At 41.0% G+C, this 23,074-nt stretch carries 16 protein-coding genes and 1 pseudogene; 6 read left to right on the forward strand and 11 right to left on the reverse strand.

Annotated features, from left to right (window positions below; genetic code table 11):
• Positions 1 to 5: 5 nt before the first annotated feature.
• The 5 genes and pseudogenes from ACXM0J_RS14240 to ACXM0J_RS14260 form a co-directional block, all read right to left on the reverse strand.
• Complete coding sequence (locus tag ACXM0J_RS14240; protein WP_213034367.1) at positions 6 to 1,256, reverse strand: OprD family porin; 1,251 nt, start codon at positions 1,254 to 1,256, stop codon at positions 6 to 8.
• Between the two features lie 79 nt (positions 1,257 to 1,335).
• Positions 1,336 to 2,475 carry an acyl-CoA dehydrogenase family protein gene (locus tag ACXM0J_RS14245; protein ID WP_086264379.1) on the reverse strand — a complete coding sequence of 380 codons (1,140 nt, stop codon included), beginning with the start codon at positions 2,473 to 2,475 and terminating at the stop codon, positions 1,336 to 1,338.
• A 74-nt stretch (positions 2,476 to 2,549) separates the two neighbouring features.
• A pseudogene (locus tag ACXM0J_RS14250) lies at positions 2,550 to 4,436 on the reverse strand (feruloyl-CoA synthase).
• 81 nt (positions 4,437 to 4,517) lie between these two features.
• Complete coding sequence (locus tag ACXM0J_RS14255) at positions 4,518 to 5,969, reverse strand: aldehyde dehydrogenase (RefSeq protein WP_086264380.1); 1,452 nt, start codon at positions 5,967 to 5,969, stop codon at positions 4,518 to 4,520.
• Between the two features lie 37 nt (positions 5,970 to 6,006).
• Positions 6,007 to 6,846: a p-hydroxycinnamoyl CoA hydratase/lyase gene (locus ACXM0J_RS14260; protein WP_169538806.1), complete on the reverse strand. Its 840-nt coding sequence runs from the start codon at positions 6,844 to 6,846 to the stop codon at positions 6,007 to 6,009.
• A gap of 248 nt (positions 6,847 to 7,094) precedes the next feature.
• On the opposite strand from ACXM0J_RS14260, the gene mhpT reads away from it, so the two are divergent.
• The 3 genes from mhpT (at position 7,095) to ACXM0J_RS14275 (ending at position 9,674) form a co-directional block, all read left to right on the forward strand.
• Entirely contained in the window at positions 7,095 to 8,327 is a 1,233-nt protein-coding gene (gene mhpT / locus ACXM0J_RS14265) for a 3-(3-hydroxy-phenyl)propionate transporter MhpT (RefSeq protein ID WP_057068634.1), read from the forward strand.
• A gap of 69 nt (positions 8,328 to 8,396) precedes the next feature.
• A complete protein-coding gene (locus ACXM0J_RS14270; protein WP_017386391.1) occupies positions 8,397 to 8,852 on the forward strand; it encodes a MarR family winged helix-turn-helix transcriptional regulator in 456 nt (151 codons plus the stop codon).
• Positions 8,853 to 8,975: 123 nt separating this feature from the next.
• The gene (locus ACXM0J_RS14275) at positions 8,976 to 9,674 is read left to right on the forward strand and encodes a GntR family transcriptional regulator (RefSeq protein ID WP_086264381.1); all 699 of its coding nucleotides are present in this window, start codon (positions 8,976 to 8,978) and stop codon (positions 9,672 to 9,674) included.
• 38 nt (positions 9,675 to 9,712) lie between these two features.
• Here ACXM0J_RS14275 and ACXM0J_RS14280 read toward each other — a convergent pair whose 3' ends face one another.
• The 5 genes from ACXM0J_RS14280 to ACXM0J_RS14300 form a co-directional block, all read right to left on the reverse strand.
• The gene (locus tag ACXM0J_RS14280) at positions 9,713 to 10,657 is read right to left on the reverse strand and encodes a PDR/VanB family oxidoreductase (RefSeq protein WP_086264382.1); all 945 of its coding nucleotides are present in this window, start codon (positions 10,655 to 10,657) and stop codon (positions 9,713 to 9,715) included.
• A 12-nt stretch (positions 10,658 to 10,669) separates the two neighbouring features.
• The gene (locus tag ACXM0J_RS14285; protein ID WP_086264383.1) at positions 10,670 to 11,746 is read right to left on the reverse strand and encodes an aromatic ring-hydroxylating dioxygenase subunit alpha; all 1,077 of its coding nucleotides are present in this window, start codon (positions 11,744 to 11,746) and stop codon (positions 10,670 to 10,672) included.
• A gap of 232 nt (positions 11,747 to 11,978) precedes the next feature.
• A complete protein-coding gene (locus ACXM0J_RS14290; protein WP_086264384.1) occupies positions 11,979 to 13,166 on the reverse strand; it encodes an OprD family outer membrane porin in 1,188 nt (395 codons plus the stop codon).
• Between the two features lie 12 nt (positions 13,167 to 13,178).
• The gene (locus tag ACXM0J_RS14295) at positions 13,179 to 14,132 is read right to left on the reverse strand and encodes a formylglycine-generating enzyme family protein (RefSeq protein WP_086264417.1); all 954 of its coding nucleotides are present in this window, start codon (positions 14,130 to 14,132) and stop codon (positions 13,179 to 13,181) included.
• A gap of 25 nt (positions 14,133 to 14,157) precedes the next feature.
• On the reverse strand, positions 14,158 to 15,843 hold the full coding sequence (locus ACXM0J_RS14300) for an arylsulfatase (protein ID WP_086264416.1): 1,686 nt from the start codon (positions 15,841 to 15,843) through the stop codon (positions 14,158 to 14,160).
• A 369-nt stretch (positions 15,844 to 16,212) separates the two neighbouring features.
• Between ACXM0J_RS14300 and ACXM0J_RS14305 the strand changes: the two genes are divergently transcribed.
• The 3 genes from ACXM0J_RS14305 to ACXM0J_RS14315 all read left to right on the forward strand — a co-directional run bounded on the left by ACXM0J_RS14305 (position 16,213) and on the right by ACXM0J_RS14315 (position 21,321).
• Positions 16,213 to 17,559 carry an MFS transporter gene (locus ACXM0J_RS14305; RefSeq protein ID WP_086264385.1) on the forward strand — a complete coding sequence of 449 codons (1,347 nt, stop codon included), beginning with the start codon at positions 16,213 to 16,215 and terminating at the stop codon, positions 17,557 to 17,559.
• A gap of 31 nt (positions 17,560 to 17,590) precedes the next feature.
• Positions 17,591 to 18,871 (forward strand): OprD family outer membrane porin, encoded by a 1,281-nt coding sequence (locus tag ACXM0J_RS14310; RefSeq protein ID WP_086264386.1) that lies wholly within the window; start codon positions 17,591 to 17,593, stop codon positions 18,869 to 18,871.
• Positions 18,872 to 19,122: 251 nt separating this feature from the next.
• Positions 19,123 to 21,321, forward strand: a complete 2,199-nt coding sequence (locus tag ACXM0J_RS14315; RefSeq protein ID WP_086264387.1) for an OsmC domain/YcaO domain-containing protein — start codon at positions 19,123 to 19,125, stop codon at positions 21,319 to 21,321.
• A gap of 65 nt (positions 21,322 to 21,386) precedes the next feature.
• Here ACXM0J_RS14315 and ACXM0J_RS14320 read toward each other — a convergent pair whose 3' ends face one another.
• Entirely contained in the window at positions 21,387 to 23,057 is a 1,671-nt protein-coding gene (locus tag ACXM0J_RS14320; RefSeq protein WP_086264388.1) for a GMC family oxidoreductase, read from the reverse strand.
• Positions 23,058 to 23,074 lie beyond the last annotated feature (17 nt).

Genomic DNA, 23,074 nt, shown 5'->3' on the forward strand with positions numbered 1-23,074 from the left:
TTGAATTATTTAAATTTCCATGTGTAGTCGATGTTGATACGGGTTTCGTTTACAGGTTTGATGTTGGCTGTAGAGAGCATGTTGTTGTCATAAATGGCGTAGCGCGCGCGTAACCCTAAATTTTTTAACCAGCCACTTTGAACGGTGTAACCTAAATCAAAGTCTGTTTCGCGTTCTTTTAAATTAGTTCCACCTAAGTTAGGTGCATAAATATTGTGACCTGTGGTGTAACGTGTCATAAAACGTAAACCCGGTACATAATCTTTAAAGTCATATTCATAACGGAAGCTATAGGCTTTTTCTTTTGGGTTTAAAAACTCGCCCGGCCATGTATCAATGAGTAGACCCGTTTCACCTCCCGTCAAATATGGAAAGGCGGTGTCGCCGTGATGTTGGAAGGTTCCAAAAATAAATTTATGGTTTTGATGTTTGAGTTCGAAATGCGCATGATAAAGGTCATTATCGACTAAGCCTGCTTTTGCTTGCCCGTCATCTCGGCTGCGGTAGTAACGTAATTGGGAGCTAAAGTTAGTGGTGTCATTAATTTTGTGTTGATGTAAAGCACCGACCATGGTTTGGTTATAAAGATCATCAACATCCATGTAAAAAGCGGTGAGTTTGAGTGCAGGATTAAACTGATAGTTTCCACCTAAATAATAGAGTCCATCAGTTTCAGCACTTTTAAATCGTCCATTTACGCCTGAAATTTTAATTTTTTCATAGTTGGTCGAATCACGATGATTCACTTTATCGAGGTAAGCTGCCTGTAAATCAAAATCTTTAATATCTTTACTAGTCAGTGAAATGCCTCGATAGGTTTGAGGAAGCAAACGGGCGGGTGAAGCTACTAAAACAGGGTTCATTGGCATGAGCGTACCAACGCGTAGCTCGGTTTGGCTCATTTTTGCTTTTGCTGTGACCCCAATTTCGCCATAAGAGTCAGCAGGTTCGTTGGTGCGCGTGTCTCTAGGTAAGTTTCCTGTACCTCCGTGCTCGGCATCGGCATCGAGTTTAAAGCCTGCCGTCGCAAGTACATCCAGCCCAAAACCGACAGTCCCTTCGGTATAACCTGAATTGGCTTTAAGAATAAACCCTTGTGTCCAGTCCTTGGCGGCAGGGTAAGCAGATTGCTCTTGGTAGTCGCGGTCAAAATAGAAATTTCGCGTGGTGAGTTCTACTGAACTGTTATCAATAAAACTGCCAGCCCACACTGAACCTGAGAGCATAAGAGTGGAGTACATCCATAATTTCGACATAGCATTTCTTCCTGAAATATCATTTTTTGTTTTCAACAAGGCATAGTTGTTGTGTGCCTTATTCGGCTTTTAAATCGAATTATTTTCCGAGCAGTTCTCGTGCGACGATTTCTTTCATAATTTCATTGGTTCCCCCATAAATTTTTTGTACCCGCGCATCCACAAAAAAGCGTGAAATCGGATATTCCTGCATGTAACCGTAGCCACCAAAAAGCTGAAGTAATTGGTCAATCACTTCACATTGGACATCGGTGATAAAGCATTTCAGTGCGGCAACTTGAGTCACGCTTAACTGGTGTTGTTGATACAGCGCTGCACATTGGTCTACAAAAGCTTGAGCGGCTTTGGCTTTGATTTGTGCGTTTGCTAGTACAAATCGCGTGTTTTGCATTTGGCTTAAAGGTTGTCCGAAAGCTTTACGTTCCAAAACATAGTCTTTGGTGATTTCGATGGCGCCTAAAATTGACCCCAAAGCCATCATGGAAATACTCAAACGTTCGCGAGGTAACTCTTGCATTAAATAAGCAAAACCTTGTCCTTCTTCACCCAAACGCTGAGTTGTAGGCACACAGACATCATCAAAAAATAGTTCGGCTGTATCTTGGGCATGCAGCCCGATTTTTTGCAAAGACCGACCTTTTTTAACGCCGTCTAAAGTGGCATCGACTAATAAAATTGAAATACCTTTTGCTTTGGCCTGTGGATTGGTTTTTGCTACCAGAACGATCAGGTCTGCATGCAAACCATTTGAGATAAACGTTTTTGAACCATTCACACGATATTGTTCATTTTCTAAAATGGCCTGAGTGCGTATAGCCTGTAGGTCTGAACCCGCATTGGCTTCGGTCATGGCAATTGCAGTGACGACTTCACCTGTCACCATTTTCGGTAACCAATAACGTTTTTGCTCTTCGGATCCGATATTTTGCAGATAAGGAGAGACCAGCTCATTTTGTCCGCCAATGGCAACTGCCAAAGAAGCAAAGCCCGCTTGAGCCGTTTCTTGAACCAGCATGAGGGAGTAATGAACAGGAGCACCATAGCCGCCATATTCCTCGGGTACATCGACGCACAAAAAGCCATTTTCCCCAAGACGAAGCCATAGATCACGTGGGATAAGGCCATCGTATTCCCACTGTTCATAATACGGGGCAACCTGTTCTTTTAAGAACCTGCGATAGCTATCCCGAAATAGTTCAAATTCTGTATCGTGTGGCATGTTGAACCTTTTTTAGGCAAAATTGAGGCTAAGGCCCAAACCGAAGTTTGAGCTTCCTTTTTTATTTCAATTGCTTATTGTTTTAAGGTGGGTACCCGAATAATCAGCGGGTTATCAGTCTGCTTTTGATAAAGCTCATCAATTAATGCTGCACGACGCTTGGTAATACTGCTTTGATTGAGGTTGCCTTTATCGGTCACTTCGCCTGCATCGAGTTGAGGTGGTTCGATCATTAAATAAAGCATTGAGACTGTATTTGAGCTGCCAGTCGCATCTTTATTAAAGGTCGTTTAAAATTGGCGGAACCATTGCTGGACTTTAGGATGCTGTAATATCTCTGTTGCAGAATGCTCACCAAGTTTAAGACCTGCATATTGAGCACACGCTTCTAATTTTGGAAAAATCAGGAAACTAACAGCATTCAAGTTTGAACCTGTAATACAAACATCTTGGATGAGTAAATTACCTTGAATGAGCACTTTGTTGCGTAGTGTGCCGACATTCACAAAAGTACCCGTATTGAGTTTAAAGTCTTCAGCAATTCGTCCGTCGTACATCAGTCCTTTGGTTGGATCATTGATGTCGACTAAACGAACGGCATCGCCTGTATGGAAAAAGCCTTCATCATCGAAAATAGTACTTTGTTGGTCCGCTTTTAAGCGCCAATAGCCTTTCATGACATGTTTGCCACGAACACAGAATTCAAGTTTGTCACCACATGGAACTAGCTTAATTTCGCATCCCGGAGCAGGGTAGCCAATAAAACCAGCCATCACACGTGGGCCAGTTGTAAAAGCACAAGAGGGAGCAGTTTCAGTCATGCCTAATCCGCTCATAATGCGAATTTTTTCTCCGCAATGTTGCTGAGCAATTTTATCGAGTCTGTTCCAGCCCGCTTCTGAAAGCGCTGCACCTGCAAAGAATAGAATTTTAACTTTGGCAAAAAAGCGGTCTCTTAATTCTTCATCTTTTTCTAACGCTTCGGTGAGTTCTTCCCAACCTTTTGGCACATTTAAATAAACTGTCGGAGAAATTTCTTTGAGATTACGAATAGTTTCGTCAAATTTTCCGGCAACGGGTTTGCCATCATCAATGTAAATCGTACCGCCGTTATAGAGTGCGATGCCGACATTGTGACTGCCGCCAAATGTGTGGTGCCAAGACAGCCAGTCGAGTAGGACAGGCGGCGTTTCTTCAAACTCAGGGAAAGTCTGCAATAGCATTTGCTGATTAACACACAACATTAAATGTGTGGTCGGTACAGCTTTAGGCAATTTGGTTGAACCTGATGTAAATAAGAATTTGGCAATCTGGTTCTCATCAAGGGTTTGGTAAAATTCTTGAACATTTGAAACTGGTGTATCTAACAGCGACTGAAAAGACGTGCAGATCTGATCACTTACAATTCCTTTATTGGTCACCACTTCAATGTCGGATGTAATACATTCTTGAATGGCTTTAGCAAAGGCTTGTCCATCGCTGGCATAGACCATGCCTGGGGTAAGTACTTCAAACACATGTTTGAGTTTGCCAAAGTCTTGAGAAATCAGAGAGTAGGCAGGGGAAATAGCAGAGAAAGGCACACCCGCCAGCATGGCACCCATAGAAAGTGTTAAATGTTCGAGATCATTACCACTTAAAATGACCAGTGGTCGTTCTTGGCTTAAATTACGGTCATGCAAAGCTTGAGCAATGTGCCATGCGCGTTGTAGAACTTCTGCATAACTCAGTTTGACCCATTCGCCTTGAGCATTGCGTTTTGCTGCAAAAATATGGTCGGGTTTGGTTTGTGCAAAATGAATTAACCGATCTGTCAGTTTTTGTGGATACGGTTTTAATTGCTCTTTGGGGCTGATATAGAGCGTGTCATCTTTATGGTGATAATGAATATCATGTTGCCCTAATTTTACGAACCGTTCGCGGTCTTGTGATTGAGTGGCATTCATTTGCATTTCTTTCACTCCATGGAAAGCGCATCACTGCGCTTTATTTTTTGCATCATGCAATTTTTATTTAATTTTTCGGTATTCGCATTAGCCTGACTAAATCGGGTAATGACGTGATTGGGTCTGAATGGTGATCCAGCGTAGTTCGGTAAATTCGGCAACAGAGACTTTACTACCAAATCGTCCATATCCACTCGATTTTGTTCCGCCAAATGGCATTTGAGCTTCGTCATGTACGGTTGCGCCGTTAATATGACAAATACCCGAATCAATCTGTTTAGCGACTTCTAATGCTTGTGAAATATTCTGGCTAAACACTGCCGAAGACAGACCAAACTCGCTGTCATTTGCCAGTGCTATGCCTTCTTCAATACTTGAAAAACGTTGAACTGTGCATACAGGTCCAAATGATTCTTCGCGGTAAAGCAGCATGTCAGGTTTAATATTGAGCACCAGTGTCGGTTGCATGGTGGTGTCTTCAATATGGATGCCTAAAGGTAAGTCAGCACCTTTGTTCTGGGCATCTTCTAGCAAATGCTGAATACGGCTTGCAGCACGGCGACTTTCTAAAACACCGAGTACATTGTCTTTTGAGGTTGGATTACCTGCCTGAATAGAGCGGGTTTTTTCAATCAGTTTTTCAATAAATTGGTCGGCAATATTGTCTTGAACCAAAACACGTTCGGTCGACATACAGATTTGCCCTTGATTAAAGAATGCTCCAAAAGCAACTGCATTTACGGCTTCATTAATGTCAGCTTCATTTAAAACCACAACAGGGGCTTTCCCACCGAGTTCGAGTAAAACTGGTTTTAAATATTTGGCAGCAGTCTCGGCAATAATTTTTCCGACTTTGGTTGAACCCGTAAAATTAATGCGTTTCACGGCTGAATGAGACACTAAGCGCTCCACGATTTGTGGTGCATCTTCGGCGGCATGCGTAATCACATTCACCACACCTTCACCCAGACCCGCTTCATGTAACACTTCACCAATGAGACGGTGTGTTGCTGGGCAGGCTTCTGAGGCTTTTAACACTACCGTGTTACCACAAGCCAAAGGCATGGCAAGCGCACGTGTTGCCAAAATCACAGGAGCGTTCCAAGGTGCAATCCCTACAATCACACCACAAGGAACCCGTACACCCATTGCAAGATTGCCTGGCACATCTGACGGAATCAGGCTTCCGTCAATTTGTGTAGTCATTGCTGCTGCTTCACGTAACATGTTGGCAGCAAGGTGAACGTTAAACCCATACCATGTCGCAGTTGAACCTGTTTCTTGCATTCCAGTTTGAATGAATTGCTCGGTTTTTTGGTCCATTAAATCGGCTGCTTTTAATAAGCGTAAGCGACGTTCGGTAGGCGAGAGTTTCGACCATACTTTAAAAGCTTGTTGTGCCGAATCGATTGCACGATCAACATCTTCCAACGTTGCAGCAGCAGCTTTAGTTGCCACCGATCCATCAATTGGACTGATACGCTCAAAAGTTGCCTGATTTGATGCATCAACAGATTGACCGTGAATTAGTAACTGTACATTTTGCATGGGTTGTGTCCTTACATTGCCATTAAAGAATCAAAAGTTAACCAGTACGTTTATAGCTCTGTAAACCCGGTTTAATTGATTTTTCATCTAAAAATTGTTTCAAACCTTCTTGGCGACCATTTTCTGTATCACGGTGGATACATTGATCGAGTTTGGCATATAAATAGTCTTCGTTTTGGTCCCATGTCAGTTCGCGGCAACGCTTAAAGCCATTTTTAGCGGTACGAAGAACCACAGGATTTTTCTCAAGTAAGCAATTTGCAAGTTCAGTCACTTCTGCTTTTAATTGAGCAAGCGGTACGCTTTTATTCACAAGGCCCATGGTTTCAGCTTCTTTACCACTAAAGGTTTTACCCGTCATGATGTAGTACAAAGATGCACGATGACCTACGGTATCTGCCATTGCTTTGCTTACAAGGTTACCCGGTGGGATCCCCCAGTTAATTTCAGATAAACCGAAAGTTGCTTCATCGGCTGCAATTGCGAGGTCACAAGCCACTAAAGGTGAGAAACCGCCTCCAAAGCACCAGCCGTTGACCATAGCAATAGTTGGTTTTGAATACATACGAAGAAGTTGCCACTGCCAGCGACATGAGTCGCGGCGAATACGTTCTTGGAAAATTTCAGGTTGAGTGTCGACTTCACGGAAATATTCCTTCAAATCCATACCCGCTGTCCAAGAATCACCTGCACCCGTCAACACTAAAACACGTGCATCTTGATCAAGCTCAAGAGTTTCTAGCACATCAATCATTTCGCGATTGAGTGTTGGGCTCATGGCATTTTTCTTTTCCGGACGGTTTAGGGTGACCCATGCAATTCCATCTTCAACTTTAACATCTACTGTTTCCCAGCGGTTTTCATAACTCATCTTCATACTCCTTGAATGATTTTTTGCTGTTCTGGGATTTAATCTAATATCAGTTAAACTTATATTCAAGTCTTTTTTATAAAATTTCATAAATATTTTTTAATTCATTGTATTTTAAATGTTAGTTATTTTTTAAATTAATTTAATATAAAAATATGTTGATTTTTTAGTAAGTTTAGCTGATATTTTTAGTGTGTTTAAACAACAATACACAAAGGGCTAAATGGAACGACTAGTCAATAAAGGACAACACAATGGAAAAAATATCAGGACAGCCTTCAAGGGCAAAAATAACGTTGCTACTGTGCTTTGCCATAGCAATTTTTGAAGGGTTTGATCTTCAATCAATGGGGGTAGCCGCTCCACGAATGCGGGCTGAGTTTATGTTAGACAATGCCCAGATGGCGTGGGCATTTAGTGCTGCAATTTTAGGGACGTTACCAGGTGCGATATTAGGCGGTCGGTTTGCTGATATTGTAGGGCGTAAGAAAATTCTGATTTTTAGTATTTTACTTTTTGGAATTATGTCTTTGCTAACGGCTTATGCAGCTAACTTCAGTTTGCTATTACTCATTCGTTTTTGTACAGGTTTAGGAATGGGTGGGGCATTACCAATGATGATTACACTTGCCTCTGAAGCTGTACCTGACCAGCACAAAGGCACCGCAGTGAGCATTATGTATAGTGGCATTCCTTTTGGCGGATTACTCACTTCTGTTGTTGCTATGTCATTGGCAGGTGATGCAGAGTGGCGTCATATTTTCTATATTGGTGGGATTGCACCTATTTTACTAATCCCACTGATTATGCGCTTTTTACCTGAGTCAAATGACTATCTGCAACGTAAAGTTCAAGCGCAAAAAACGACACCATTTTTTGAAGTTTTATTTGCCAAAGAACGTCGTATGTCAACCATTCAGCTTTGGATAAGCTTTTTCTGTACGCTGGTGGTACTGTATTTCTTGTTGAACTGGTTGCCATTGCTGATGGGTGCGCAAGGTCTATCAAAACTACAGGCAAACTATGTACAGATGGGCTACAATGTTGGCGGAATTTTAGGTTCAATCCTCATGGGCGTATTGCTTGATAAATTACGCATGAGCTTTGTGATTAAGCTGATTTATCTCGGCATTTTATTCTCACTGTGCTGTTTAGCAATTTCTCCAACAGTGGCTTTACTAGCACTTTCGGCAGTGGGTTGTGGCTTATTCATTGTGGGTGGACAATCGGCGTTGTATGGACTGGCAGCCATGTATTATCCAACCGAAATGCGTGGAACTGGAGTAGGTGCAGCAGTTGCAATCGGGCGTATTGGTTCTTTTGCAGGGCCTTTAATGGCTGGTTTTTTACTCTCGCTTGGACAAAGCTCGACCATCGTGATTGGCTCAAGCATACCAGTGATTTTAATTGCAGCGATCTCTGCATTACTTCTTGTCAAAAAACCTAAACAGCCTGTACATTTAGTACAAAGCTCAGGTGCTCGCTAAGTTTTAACGAAAGTATGGGGTAGATCCTCATACTTTCACTACAGTTTTTCTTATGATGATTGAAAGGTTATGGTACGTTCGAATTTAGTTCCAAAAAAAGTAGAAGATGAGCCTAAGTTAAGTTACATGATTGCTCGTGTTGACCGAATTATTAGTAAACATTTAACAGAACATTTAAAAGAGCTTGAAATTACCTTACCGCAATTTACTGCACTTTCTGTTTTAGCTTCAAAAAGTAATTTATCCAATGCCAAGCTTGCTGAGCGCTCTTTTATAAAGCCGCAATCTGCCAACAAAATTTTGCAAGATTTACTGGTGAATGGCTGGATTGAGAAAAAACCTGACCCAACACATGGCCGCCGTATTTTAATTACACTGACAGACAGTGGTATTGATAAGCTAAATAAATGTAATGAAGTGGTTTTGAAAGTTGAAGAAAAAATGCTTGAAGGCATTGATATTAACTTGGCTTATTTAATCCGTAATAACCTCGATATTATGGTCAATAATCTTAAAAATCTTTAATTGAATGTGGTTTGTAAATTAATTTTTTAAAATCTACAGAAATGCTTAAGCACTGATTCACACAGAAAATTTATTTCATTTTGCAAATGAACTTGCTAGCATCGAAGTGACGTTTTTGGTGATGTGTGGCAGCGAATGTCTTCAGGGCAACAAGTTTTACTTAAACTAAGAAAAATGATTATTTCAGGGGAACTTGAAGGCGGTGCCAGAATTGCCGAAATTCCGACTGCCGAGTTACTTGGCGTTTCAAGGCAGCCTGTTCGTATTGCCTTTAGGTTGCTCGAGCAAGAAGGCCTCCTCATTAAAAACCCAACTCGTGGTTACACGGTTCGTGAAATTTCAGAACAACTGGTTCATGATGCGCTTGAAGTACGCGGTGTGCTAGAAGGCTTGGCTGCGAAAACTTTGGCAGAACAAGGCTTAAGCGAAGAGCAGAAAAAGACGCTGCAACATTGTATTCAAGAAACTGAAAAACTTTTTAATGAAACAGACGAGTTTGGCGATGCTGAACTGGAACGTTATCACCATTTTAATGTCATTTTTCATGACACGATTATTGAGGGCGCGCAAAACGTTGCGCTCATACAAGCCTTGGCTAAAAATAATCAATTGCCGATGGCTTCTGCTCAAGCCATTACCTATGACCAGAATCAAGCTTTGTCGGAATATCGCCGTTTGCACTATGCACATTTGCAGCATTGTTCGATTTTCGATGCGTTGGTACATCGTCAGGCAGGGCGTGCTGAAACCTTAATGCGTGAACACAGTAGTGTGGTGATTTTGGGTGAAACACTAAAAAATGTTCTCAGCGCTTTAAGGTGAAAGAAGTTCCTTTATTTCTGAATAAAGGAACTTGAGTATTAAAGCTCAATCACAAGATGTTTAGTTTTTGCGCGAGAACAGCAGGGCGTAAACTGGTCATTCAATGCATGTTCCTCATCGGTCATAAACATATCTCGATGATCTGGAGTGCCTTCTACCACACGGGTAATGCACGTACCACAAATACCTTGTTCGCACGAAACAGGAATATCAAAACCATTTGCAATTAATGCTTCTGTTGCTGTCTGCTCTGGTAATACTTCAATTCGGCGGCCCGTACCTTTCACTTCAATAGTGAAAGCTTCATCGTTGGACGTATCTATCTTTTGAGCAACAAAATGCTCTTGATGTAACTGTTCGCTATGCCAACCCGCTTGTTCGGCCGAGCTCATGACAAACTGCATAAACCCTGTAGGTCCACATACATATAAGTGTTTATCAGGTGAAGCTTGGCCTAAAACCTCTGCCATATTACATTCGGTATCTGGCTGATCTTGAATGTGAAAATGGACTTGGTCACCAAAGTGCTCGGTTAAGTTGCCATAGAAGGCAATCATTTCATGACTACGAACGAAGTAGTGCAATTCGAAAGGAATATTGGCCGACTTAAGCCGATACGCCATCGACAAAATAGGGGTAATACCAATCCCGCCTGCAAATAAAACCGCCTGCTTTGTGTGAGGGTGAATTTCAAATAAATTACGCGGCTCACCAATTTTTAAATGATCGCCTTCACGATATTCGGTGTGGATGCAACGTGACCCACCGCGTGAATTGGCATCATGTAAAACACCAATCACATAACGATGCTTTTCAGTACAGCAGTTTGAAAGTGAATATTGACGGGTGAGGCCGTTTTTTAGGTGCACATCAATATGTGCACCTGCTTCAAAACTCGGCAGCGCTGTACCATTTGCTGCAACCAATTCAAAAGCACGAATAGTTGGGGTGAGCTGGTGAATTTTTTGAATGATAACGTCCATGTTCATGCTCCTTTAAATAATCCGAATGTTTGGAAACTTCTGTGTGGACGTTTCAGGAGGCGTTTTATTTTCTTCGGCAAGTAGTCGGTCAATGACCTTACGGGACTGGACACCGCCTGCGTCGATATTGAGCATCAGTAACTTGCGATGTGGATTGTTTAAAATGTTTTGCTGCTGTTGCTCCAGCATTTCTAAATCTTCAGTAAAGATTTTGCCTTGGCCCTCGCGAATTTGATCGGTGAGTTCAGCATTATCTGGCTGAAAGTTACGTGCCATTCCCCAGAAATACCAGTGAGAGGTTTCAGTTTCTGGTGTAATAAAATCAACCACAATTGAGGAAACTTTTTTGTCACTTGGTGCGTGATAACCACCATGTCTGGCATGCGCTACACCTACTTCAATATGAACATTACTTGGCGCAAAGAAGTGGCAACGTTGCCAACGGTCAACGGGTACATCGTCTGCCAAGTGATTACCGCGAAGAGCCATTTGCCAAAATGGAGGTGCGATCACATTTTCCATATAGCGTTCGGTAATCACATGATCACCGTCAACTTTAGTCACTGGCAGGGCTTCATCAATTTCTTTTTGTCCAATACTGCTGGAGTGAACATAGGTTTCGTGGGTTAAATCCATCAGATTATCGACCATCAAGCGATAGTCACACTGAATGTGAAACAGGCCTCCGCCATAGCTCCATTCAGGATGATCTGCCCATTCTAAAGTTGGCAGTTTTGCTTCATCTGCTAAAGCTTTCTCGCCTGGCCATATCCAAATAAAACCGAACTTTTCAATAACTGCATATGATTTATTGCAAGGGAAACCGTTTACACGTTGGGCTGGCATTGAAACGGTCTTTCCGTCACATCCCATCACTAGTCCATGATAACCACATACGAGGTTCCCATCTTCTACATAGCCAAGTGAAAGTGGGGCGCCGCGATGGGGACAAAAATCTTCAACGGCTGCAACTTGGTTTTCTTTGCCACGGTAAAAAACAATTTTTTCACCACAGATGGTGCGACCTAATGGCTTATCTTGGATTTCTTCTGGACGGCAGGCAACATACCATGCATTTTTAATAAACATTTGTGACGACTCCTTATCACTTATTGGATCCAATTTATAATAAATAAAAATATTGGTCAATTGATAAGCAGTATATTTTTTAAAAATATTGATCTTTAGATTTGGTTTTTTGTAGATTTTTAATTGCTATTAAAGACTTTTGTATTTACTTTGAATTTTAGAGTGAATTTTTTTATTCATCTTAATTTGGATCCATAATGACTGTAGTTAAGCCATTATGGAGAGTGAAAATTTAGAAATTAACAGTGTAGTGAAGCATCATGCGTTGTTCATCCAGACTTTTGCCGTGTTTGGTGTCGTAGTTAATATTTAAGAAAAGAAACTTAAGATTTTTAACCCAAGCATTTAGATCGTACTGAATCAATACATCACTTTCTTGCTCAAAATCATTTTGATTCATGGTTTGAAATGAATCGCCATAAATATATTTATAGGTCACTTTTAGACCCTTGATATAGTCTTTAAAGTCATACGAGGCAACGAAATGATACGACTTTTCGTCTGCTTTGGTAAACGCGCCTAAGGTCCAGTTCACCATATGCGGGATAGGCATATTGTCGAGTTTTGGAATACCATCTTTGCCAAAGTTTTCTTGGTAGCCAATTCCAGTTGTAAAGTTGCCATGTTTGATGAAATGCATGGCCCCTACAGATGTATTGTCATATTCGCCAAGCTTTGATTTGCCGACATCATCGTGGCGAAACACACGTAATTTTGTGGTGTGCTGCTTTGTCCATTGATAATCAAAAGCAAAGTAACTTTGATTGATGAGATCTGTTAAGTAACCATTATAAAATTTCCAGTGGTACCGAGGTGTATTGCCGTCCCATTGAAAGAAATAGAGTCCGTTAGATTCATGTTTTGATATGGCGAGTTTGTGGTAGTCCTCCTCATTTTTTGGTGAATAACGGTTAATCAAACCCAGCTCGAAATTTTGTTGCGGTGTCTTATATTTTAATTCTAAGCCTTTATAGTTCACGCGTAATTGATGTGTATCCACTTGTGGCGTAAGTGGTGAATCGGGAGTGATTTCACCTACATTCATGCGAAAGTTTTGATATTCAACACCAGCTCCTAAGCCATATTTAACTTGGTCTTGTGCTTGTTTCTTGGTGTTAGGGTCAAAGGGTATGACCATATCATTGGTGTGTTGGTCGTGACTTAGGCGATATGCATATTGGATGCTTGGATTGAGGTGGAGCTGAACCTCATTAAGCTTGGTGGTCCAGTCACCACGATAAATCAAGCCTTGACTCAAGCTATGAGTATCGGGGCTAGTACCATTTTCATATTGTCTGTCGAATTTGAAAGTTTTTAGTGTGAGTGTATTTTGAAAGTTAACATCTACTTCACTATGAGCTAAACAGCAGGCAAGGGTTGTCCCTGAGAAGAAAATCCCATAAATAAAAATATGCTTCATTTTTAAATCCGTTTAAAAGCGTTTTACTGTTCTAAATCCGACATGGCTAGTTGCAAGGTCGAGTTCCTGTGGATGCCTCGCGGCAGCGCGATAACGTGCGCAATAATTGGTTGCGCATAAATAAGATCCACCTTTAATCGTATATTGCAAAATCTGTTCGTGACTTTGCCGATATTTCGATGGATCTCCCATATGATGGTCTCGTGGTCCTGTATAGGGTGTTTGCGTCCATTCCCATACATTGCCAATCAAGTCATATAATCCAAATGGGTTTTTACTAAAACAACCCACAGGGGCAACATCCTTAAAACCATCTTCCTGAATGTTTTTATAAGGAAATTCGCCTTGCCAGAAATTGGCTACAATATGGCCTTCGTGGGTCGGGCCAATATCGGAATTTTGCTGAAAACCTTTGGCTGCATATTCCCACTCAAGCTCAGTCGGTAAGTCATGACCTAGCCAGTTTGCATAAGCGTAGGCATCATTCCATGTCACCATACGAACAGGCTCATGAGGCGCGGGTTGTTTAGGATTGTTTAAGCCCCATGGATGTTTCCAATTGGCCCCTTTTTCAAATTTCCACCATTGTAATTCTTCAACTAGATGATCTGGTTGTACAAACATAGCTGCGCCGCCTTGCTTCTCTGCATCGGTGACATAACCCGTTTGTTTAACAAACTCTTGAAATTGAGCATTAGTGACTTCAGTCGCATCAATTAAAAAAGCGGGAACGGAAGTTGCCTGTAAATTTAATGGGCGTTCATCTTCATAACCTTGTGTGGTGCCTAAAACAATTTTTCCTTGCGGAAGCTTGACCATGCCTGCTTCTTTATTTTTAGGCCAACCCGAAGGAAGGCCCGAATAAGAATTACATTTAGCTTTGCTGCCTAAGTCGGGCAAGGTGGTCTGTTCTAGTTGAGGCGTGGTTTTTTGGCATGCACAAAGTAAGAGGAACGATGAAAGCATCATGATCTGTTTCATCTGGTTTTCTCTACTTTTTGTTATATTGCTCAAAATCCACAACACCATTTTCGTCTGCATATCTTAAATATTTATCATTTAAGACTTTGACGATCTCAGGATGGGCTGTATAAACATTATGTTGCTCATTAAAATCTGTTTTTAAATTGTAGAGTTCCCAGCCATGGCTCTTAAATTTAGAAGGTGAGTTTTCAACAAGTTTCCATTCGTCAGTTTTAGCGTAGCGGCTGCCATGTAGTTCTTTAAAGTCATAATAATTAACAGGACGAATACGGGCAGTATTATCTTTAAACGCATGAATCAGACTAAAACCAGATGGTTTAATTTTGGTGCTTGAAGTTGGATAAACCTGATTATTTTGAATACCAGCTAGCTCCATCACAGTTGGGAATATGTCTCTTACTGTCGCAAAGTTATTGTTAATTCCATGTTGTTTAGAAATCTGAACAGGTGATTTAACAATAAATGGGACTCGTACTCCGCCTTCTGAAGCTGCTGACTTCCAGTGGGTAAATGGTGTGCTGCTCACTTCGGCCCAGCGTGGTCCCATGTAAACATATGAACTGGCGTTACCTATATTTTCATAGCGATTGTCGGCATCACCCATTGGGAAATTATGATCACCACCTTCAGCGCCGTTATCTGACATAAACACAATCAAAGTATTGTCATATAAATGATGCTTTTTAAGATATTGAATGACATCGCCTACGCGGTCGTCTAACTGGGTAACCATGCCCGCATAAACTTCCATTTTACGCGCTTCATATTTGCGCTCTTGTGGGGTGAGTTCATTCCAGCTTTTTGTGCCTAAAGTTTCGTTACCACGCTCGACTGGGTATTCTGCATTTGCAGGAATTAATCCTAATTGCTTTTGTCTCTCAAAGCGTTGTTTACGAATTGCATCGTAGCCTTGATCGTATTTACCTTTATATAGGTCTCTATAATGAGCAGGTGCTTGTAGTGGCCAGTGTGGAGCGGTATAGGCTAGGTAGGCAAAAAATGGTTTTTGCGCTTTATTTTTGTCTAAATATTCAAAAGCTTTTTGTGTAAAAAAGTCGGTCGAGTAGTAGTTGTCAGGCAAAGTGGTCTTTTGACCATTTTCAGTGTATTGGGTGTTACGCGGATAGTTTTTTGGTTGGTCTTTAAAATGTAAATCGAAGCCATCGAGCAGAGCAAAAGATTGATCAAAACCACGGGCTTTAGGGTTTTGTTCGGGAGCATAGCCTAAGTGCCATTTACCAACCATGAAGGTGTAATAATCTTTTGTCTTTAAAATCTCTGCGAGTGTATAAGCATTTTGCGTTAAATGACCTGAATAGCCATCAATTTTGAGGAGTGCACGCGGGCTATCGGCTCCAACCAGTTTTTCTTGTCTTTTTGAAGTTTCATACATGGCACCTAAACCCACCAAATGGTTATCTGCACCTGTCATAAGCTGTGCACGAGTAGGTGAACACATTGATGAAGCATGAAAATTAAAAAGCATTTTTCCTTGCTTTAACAGACTATCAATATGAGGGGTTTTAATTTCCCCACCATAAGCACCAATATCTGAAAATCCAAGATCATCGGCCAAAATAATCATGATATTAGGTGGTTGTTGATTTTTTGGAGGTGCTGCTTGCGCTGTGTAAAACAATTGGCTGGCAAAAAAAAGTCCCAATGTAAGCTGGCTTACTCTTTTGAGTTTCATAACAACAATCCTTTGAAGTTTTAAAAATGCATCTTGCATTCCATAAAAATGAACTGAGCTTTTTTGGCTAAAAAATGCTCTGGAATCGATCATAATAGATTTTTTAATATGGATCCATAAAAATATTCAAGCATTCTAATTTTATGTTTTTAATAATTTTATACTTATATAATTTATGTGTTTATATACTTTTTAATAATCCGTTTATAATTTTAGTTGATTTTTTGGATCCAAATATTCAGTATAGAAAAAGAGCAGGATGCTCAAAAAAATATTCCTCTAAGTCATTATGGATACGGATGTGCATAACCACCCAATCGCTCATATCAGCAATGTCGTGTGTATGTCTTATCCAAGGGAGATACACAAATGGAAAGAGACGTTCTAAGTGAGATCAATCAAAACAATATGAGCCGCTATCAATGGTTCGTCATTTTGATCTGTATTTGTCTCAATATTATTGATGGCTTTGACGTGATGGTAATGGCATTTACAGCTCCATCCGTGTCAGCAGAATGGTCACTTTCAGGCGCACAAATTGGTTTGTTGTTAAGTGCTGGCCTTTTTGGAATGGCTGCTGGTTCAATTTTTCTCGCGCCTTTAGCCGATAAAATCGGTCGCCGTTTACTCATCTTAGTTTGTCTTGTAATTGCAGGTCTTAGCATGCTGGGCTGTGCTTTTGTACAAAGCCATGGCATGTTAGCTGCACTTCGTTTTATTACCGGAATTGGGGTGGGCGGCATTCTTGCGAGTAGTAATGTCTTGGCAAGTGAATATGCCAATGCTCGTTGGCGTAGTCTCGCAGTGAGCTTAATGTCTACAGGTTATGGAATTGGTGCGACACTGGGCGGGGTACTATCACTGGCATTGATTGAGCATTTAGGTTGGCGCTCAATCTTTTTAGCAGGTGGGGTTACTACCATTGCAATGCTGCTAATTAGCGCGTGGTTATTACCAGAATCTTTAGATTACTTACTCGCGAAGCGACCAAAACAGGCACTAGAACGAATTAATGCAACTGTAAATCGTATGGGGCTAAACGAATTACCAGTTATGCCGCGTTATGAAAAAATCAGCACGCAAAATGGCAGTGAGCTGGGCAAATTATTTGCTGGACAACTTGGATTTCAAACGCTTTGTTTGTGGTTTGCATTCTTTTTAGTAATGTTTGGCTTTTACTTTGTCATGAGCTGGACACCAAAAATTCTTATTTCAATGGGAATGTCACCAGAGCAAGGTGTAAGTACCGGTATTTTAATTAGTATTGGTGGGATTTTCGGGGCAGCCATTATTGGTTTATTGGCATCACGTTTGAAAATCTTCTATGCCTTAAGCCTGTTTTTAGGACTAACCTCGGCATGTGTTTTCCTATTTGTCGCTGTCTCATCTCAAGTCAGCATTGCACTCATGGTGGGGTTATTACTTGGCACACTCATTAATGGCTGTGTGGCAGGTTTATATTCTATTTCTCCAACAATTTATGATGCTGAAATCCGTAGTCGCGGCGTGGGCTATGCAATTGGTTTTGGACGAATTGGGGCAATTTTATCGCCAACGGTTGCAGGCATCTTCCTGGATAAAGGTATAGCACCCGCAACGCTGTATGCCTATTACGGTGTGGTGTTTATTTTGGCTATTTTCCTCATTTTAAGTTTGGGTAGTGCTTTTTACCGAAGTAAGAAAGAGCAAAACTACTCGCTTAAAACAGCACCTTAATCCATTAAAAATTAAAGAGTTGAGATAAAAAATGAAAAAGACACCAGTATGGGTGGGGGTATGCTTGTGCCCATTATTTAGTCAAGTTGTGCATGCCGAATTTCTTGCAGACAGTAAAGCTGAGCTAACACTACGTAATTTTTACTTTGACCGAGACTATAAAAAGGACCCATATCCCTATACAGCATCCAGAGATTGGGCGCAGGGTTTAATTTTTAAAGGACAGTCTGGTTATACTGAAGGTGCGGTTGGGTTTGGTGTTGATGTACTGGCAATGGCAGGTTTTAACCTGATGGGAAGCCGTGCTGATGACTATGCGCGTAGTGGCTTATTACCAGTGAATACCGATAACTCGCGTGATGATTATTATGGAAAAATCGGCATTACAGGAAAGGCTAAATTTAGGAAAAATGAGCTTTTTGTGGGGGACTTAGTTCCACAATTACCGACCATTTTTTCATCGCCAGCGCGTTTGTTCCCTCAGACTTACCGTGGTATCCGTTTTGTTTCAAATGAAATTCCAAATCTTCAACTCGAAGGCTTTTATGTCGACGAAGTACGTCAGCGCGACTCAATTCGTTATACCGATGTTGGAACAGACAATATCAACCATCGCTTTGACAAAGCGGCAACTACTGATTCTTTTTATACATTAGGTGGAAGCTATCAGTTAAAGGATTATCGTCTACGGGCTTACCATGCTGAACTCAAAGACATTTACCAGCAACAATTTTTAGGTTTTAACGGCAAACAACCTTTAAATGATCAACTTAATTTTTTAAGCGACGTGCGTTTTTTTAATAGTGAAGAAACTGGAAGTAAAAAAATAGGAGAGGTCGATAACCGACATATTAGTGGCTTATTTGGTTTGAACTATCAAAACCATACGGTTTCTTTGGGCTACATGCAGTCATTTGGCTCGACTGGTTTACCATTTTTGTCAGGAACTGAAAGTCCGGTTGTGCTTGATTTTATGAGTTCTGACTACTCAAATAAAGATGAAAAAGTCTATTCGATTCGTTATGAATATGACTTTAAAAATGCACGACTAGGTGATGTTTCGTTAAACGGTCTGCGCTTTATGACTCGCTATGCAAAAGGCGAAGACATTGATTTGTTACAATATGGTGATCAGCGTTTTAAAGAAGAGTCGATGGAATTTGATTTAGGCTATAAAATTCCTGAAGGTAAGTTAAAAGGTTTGGGAGTGCGAGCTCGTTTTTCTCACTATCGCAACGATATGCCTACCAATATGACCTTTCATTCGACAAATGAAACGCGGTTGAATATTGATTACACTTTTAAGTTTTGACACTCAATATTTATTAAATTAAAGACAAGTTAAAACATTGTGAACAGCAATGTTTTAACTTTAGTTATCAACTTCACAAAATCCCTCTATAATACCGCCAATCTTATTAAAGCCACTTGAGTCGTTCATTAAACACATGGCTTTAATCTCTCATTTTTTTAAGTCAATTTCTTCGCTGTGATTCGGCTTATTTTTCAATATTTAGAATTTTATGTGTCTGTGCTGACACATAAAAATATTTAGGTGCCAGCATGGAAATCAAGGTTAATTATCTCGACAATCTTCGACAGGAAGCTAAGTTCGATGACTTTACGGTAATTGCCGATCAACCAATTCGCTACAAGGGTGACGGTTCGGCACCGGGCCCATTTGACTACTTTTTAGCATCGTCAGCATTGTGTGCCGCGTACTTTGTAAAAGTGTATTGTGCCGCTCGAGATATCCCAACCGATAATATTCGTTTATCGCAAAATAATATTGTTGATCCTGAGAACCGTTACAAGCAAACCTTTAAAATTCAAATTGAATTACCAGCCGATATTTCAGAGAAAGATCGCCAAGGGATTTTACGTTCGATTGACCGTTGTACTGTTAAAAAAGTGATTCAAACGGGTCCTGAATTTATTATTGAAGAAGTTGAAAGCATCGATGCAGATGCACAAGCATTGTTATTGCCAAGTCTAACTTCAGAAAGCCATACCTATATTCAAGGTAAAGACCTGCCATTAGAAAAAACCATTGCCAATATGTCATCTATTTTGGCAAATTTGGGCATGAAGATCGAAATCGCGTCTTGGCGTAATATTGTTCCAAATGTGTGGTCATTACACATTCGTGATGCCCAGTCTCCGATGTGTTTTACCAATGGTAAAGGCGCGACTAAAGAAAGTGCTTTAGCGTCTGCATTAGGCGAGTTTATTGAGCGTTTAAACTGTAACTTCTTCTATAACGACCAGTTCTGGGGTGAAGATATTGCCAATGCTGAATTTGTGCATTATCCAGATGAAAAATGGTTTAAACCGGGTCCAAATGGTGAATTACCTAAAGAAATCTTAGATGAATATTGTCTTGAGATTTATAACCCAGATGATGAGTTGCTTGGTACACATTTATATGACACCAACTCAGGTAATGTAGAGCGCGGCATTTGCTCGTTACCTTTTGTGCGCCAGTCTGACGGTGAAGTTGTCTATTTCCCATCAAATTTAATTGAAAACTTGTACTTAAGTAATGGTATGAGTGCGGGTAATACTTTGGCAGAAGCCCAAGTTCAATGCTTGTCAGAAATTTTTGAACGTGCTGTAAAACGTGAAATTTTAGAAGGTGAAATTGCACTTCCAGATGTTCCTGAAGAGGTATTAGCAAAATACCCAAGTATTGTTGCTGGTATTAAAGGTCTAGAAGAGCAAGGCTTCCCTGTATTAGTTAAAGATGCATCGCTAGGCGGTCAGTTCCCTGTAATGTGTGTGACTTTAATGAACCCGCGTACGGGTGGGGTGTTTGCGTCTTTCGGTGCGCATCCAAGTTTTGAAGTTGCTTTGGAACGTAGTCTGACCGAATTACTTCAAGGCCGTAGTTTTGAAGGCTTAAATGATTTACCTCAACCGACTTTCCAAAGTAATGCGGTTACTGAGCCAAACAACTTTGTTGAGCACTTTATTGACTCAAGCGGTTTGGTATCTTGGCGCTTCTTTAGTTCTAAATCTGACTATGACTTTGTTGAATGGGATTTTTCTGGCGAAGGCGAAGAGTCGAATGCAGAAGAAGCTGCAACATTGTTCGGTATTCTCGAAGAGATGGGTAAAGAAGTATATATGGCAGTATACGAGCACTTAGGTGCGACCGCTTGCCGTATTTTAGTACCGGATTACTCAGAAATTTATCTCGTTGAAGATTTGATTTGGGACAATACCAATAAGGCACTTTCATTCCGTGAAGATATTCTAAATCTGCATCGTTTGGATGATGAGCATCTTGAGGCATTGGTTGAGCGCTTAGAGGAATGCGAGTTAGACGATTACACTGAAATCACCACACTCATTGGTATCGAATTTGATGACAATACAGTTTGGGGTCAACTCACTATCTTAGAATTGAAATTGCTAATTTATGTTGCTTTACAACAATTTGAAGAAGCAAAAGAGCTCGTCGAAACTTACTTGCAATACAACACCAACACCGTTGAGCGTGGCTTGTTCTATCAGTGCATGAATGTGGTGCTGGAAGTAATGTTAGATGAAGAACTAGAGCTTGAAGACTACCTGACTAATTTCCGTCGTATGTTTGGTGATACACGAATGGATGCGGTATTAGGTTCTGTAGAGGGTAGTGTTCGTTTCTATGGTTTAACACCAACAAGCATGAAACTAGAAGGACTTGATCGCCATTTACGTCTGATCGAGAGCTATAAAAAGTTGCATGCAGCTCGTGCTAAAGCCGTAGCGATGTAATTTAAAAAAGTGAAAGAAAAAAGCCTATTTTTAAATAGGCTTTTTTTATAAAACAAATTTCTATTTTAGGCAGAAGCTTTAGTGATCTCTAAAGATTCTGTCACTGTTTGATCATCTTGCTGCTCACCCAAAGTATGTTTAGCCGGAATATAAGACATTGCGCGTTCTGCAAGAGCTGTAATGGTGAGACTTGGGTTAACGCCCAAATTTGCACCTAACATTGAACCATCTACAACATATAAGTTTTTATAGTTAAACACGCGGTTTTGTCCATCTACCACGCCGCGCTCTGGGCTTGAAGCAATTGCACAACCACCCATACAGTGGGCTGTAAAAGGTACGTTAAACAAAATTTCGGTAATAGTCGTCATGGGGTGGCCATTAAACATTTTGGCAACTTTTTCGGTAAAAGCATTGGCCTGCGGAATATACACAGGTAGCTTTTTACCTTCGCTCGATAACACCTTACCAAAAGGCCAGAACCAATTACGTTTCAAGCGCATATTAATTGAGGCATCAGCTGTTTGCATCACCAAGAAAATTAAAGTCTGACGTGCAAAACTGACCGGATTACTCATGCGAAGGAAAATAAATGGATGGCAAATAAGTGCCCATAACCAAAAGAAGATACGCGTCCAACCCGGTTTACCTTTCGCCATATAAGTACACATAAGACCCATGGCATCTGAACCAGTTTGGTAACGTGTTGCTTCAATGTGGGTGTCATGGTCAATGTAAATACTTGAACCAATGGCCACACCTTTACTCATGTCGACATCTTTACCAAAAAAGCGAACACCTAAAATCGACTCGGCATTAGTACGTACCCGATTACCCAAATCATCAGAAATATTTGGCAGAGAACCTGATTGTTTTAAACGGAACAGCATTTCTTGGGTTCCCAAAGAAGATGCTGAGAAAATCACATTACGAACACGCCATGTACGGCGTTGTTTGTTAAACCATGAGCTTGAACATTCAGTCGTAACTTCATAGCCATCGCTGCCATCGGCTTTACCATTAAGTGGTTTAACATCAACAACTTTGGTTTCTTCGTAAACCTTGGCACCATTTTTTTCGGCAAAATACAAATAGTTTTTATCTAATGTATTTTTTGCGTTGTGTTTGCAACCTGTCATACAGCCACCACATGCCGTACAAGTTCCGCGGTCTGGACCTTCGCCGTTAAAGTACGGGTCAGGGTAGGTCTTGCCACCTTGTTCACCTTCGGGGGGAAAGAAAGTTGCAACGCGCGTCGGTTTAAACGTATGTCCAACCCCAACTGCATCGCCCATTTTTTTGAGCATGTGGTCGGCAGGACCGAAAATTTTATTATCCGTCACCCCAAGCATACGTTCAGCTTCAGCATAGTGCTGTGGCATTTCATTTTTCCAGTCCGCTGCATCTGCCCACGTGCCTTCATCCCAAATATGTTCAGGTGGAACAAGTAGGGTATTGGCGTAGGTGATTGAACCGCCACCTACAGCATTACCGCAAATAATGGTGACATGGCGAAAAAAACGCATGTTGAAATAACCAAAAAGTTTCATGCCCGGGCGCCAAATCCAACGGCGGGTATTCCAGTTATTTTTAGCAAAATCTTTAGCTTCCCAGCGTCGCCCCATTTCCATTACAGCAACAGAGTAGCCTTTTTCGGTTAGACGGCAGGCAGAAACACTACCACCAAAGCCTGAACCAATAATGAGGTAATCATAGTCATAATTGTTTGTTGTCATGCCGAGGACTCCTCTCT

It is taken from the genome of Acinetobacter sp. GRABPA_MV_2 (assembly GCF_056725885.1).